Here is a 1,237-nt window from a genome sequence, read left to right on the forward strand (position 1 = left end):
GTCGCATCTGGTGTTTGATCAATTGCTGCTTTCTTAGTTCTTGCAGCATCATCAATTGCTCGTCTTGCTTCAGCTTTTTTAAGCACATCTGGTTGGATTGCATTGATTGTATTCGTACCATTTGTTTTTGCTTCATTCACACCTGAATTATTTATTGCTTCATTGATATGAGCTTTGGCTTCCGTTACCGCTTGGTCTACCTTCGCTTTGGCTGCCTCTTTTTCTTCTGTTGTCGCATCTGGTGTTTGATCAATTGCTGCTTTCTTAGCTCTTGCTACTTGATCAATTAACGTTTTAGCTGCAATTTTTTTAATAATATTGGGTTGAATATTATTAATTGCTATTGTGCTATTATGCTCAACTTGATTCACATCATTATTTGTAACTGCTTGATTAATGTTACGTTTTGCTTTTGTTACCTCTTCATCCACTTTTGATTTCGCGGCTTCTTTTTCTTCTGTTGTTGCATCAGGTGTTTGATCAATGATGTTTTTTCTAGTTAATGCAATTTGATCAATAGAAGTCTTAGCTGTCTCTTTTTTTACAACTTCTGGCTGAATGTTATTTATAGCAACATTTCCTGTATCTTTTGCTTGATCTACATCACTATTTGTTACTGCTTGATCAATACTATGTTTTGCTTTTGTAACTTCTTCATCTACTTTTGATTTCGCGGCTTCTTTTTCTTCTGTCGTTGCATCAGATGTTTGATCAATAATGGCTTTTTTGATTTTTGCTTGAGTATCTATACCTCGTTTTGCTTGTTCTTTTTTAACTGTATCTGGTTGGATATTATTTATTGATGCCGTACTATTATGTACTACTTGATCTACATCATTATTAGATAAAGCACGATTAATGTTATTTCTCGCTTCTGTTGCAGCTTCGTCTACTTTTGACTTTGCGTCTTCTTTTTCTTCTGTTGTTGCACCCGGTGTTTGATCAATCGCTTCTTTTTTTATTCTAGCTATTTCATCGATTGCAGTCTTTGCTGCTTTTTTCTTAACTATATTTGGTTGAATATGACTAACTGTTGTAACACCATCTTCTTTTGCTTGATCAACAGCTTGATTTACTTCTGCATGATTAATATTATTTTTTGCTTCTATTGCAGCTTCGTCTACTTTTGATTTTGCAGCTTCTTTTTCTTCTATAGTTGCATCAATATTATTGTCGATCTCTGTCTTCTTATTAATAACTTCATTATCAATTGCTTGTCTTGCTTCAGCTTTTTTAA

General features: G+C 33.8%; 1 protein-coding gene. It reads right to left on the bottom strand.

Annotation, left to right across the window (positions count from 1 at the left end; all coding sequences use genetic code 11):
• Nucleotides 1–1,237: DUF1542 domain-containing protein (locus HMPREF3046_RS08850; protein ID WP_141755532.1), on the bottom strand; the 1,237-nt coding region annotated here is incomplete at both ends.

Origin of the sequence: Staphylococcus sp. HMSC070D05, from assembly GCF_001815595.1 — a bacterium.
GTDB classification, from domain to species: Bacteria; Bacillota; Bacilli; order Staphylococcales; family Staphylococcaceae; genus Staphylococcus; species Staphylococcus hominis.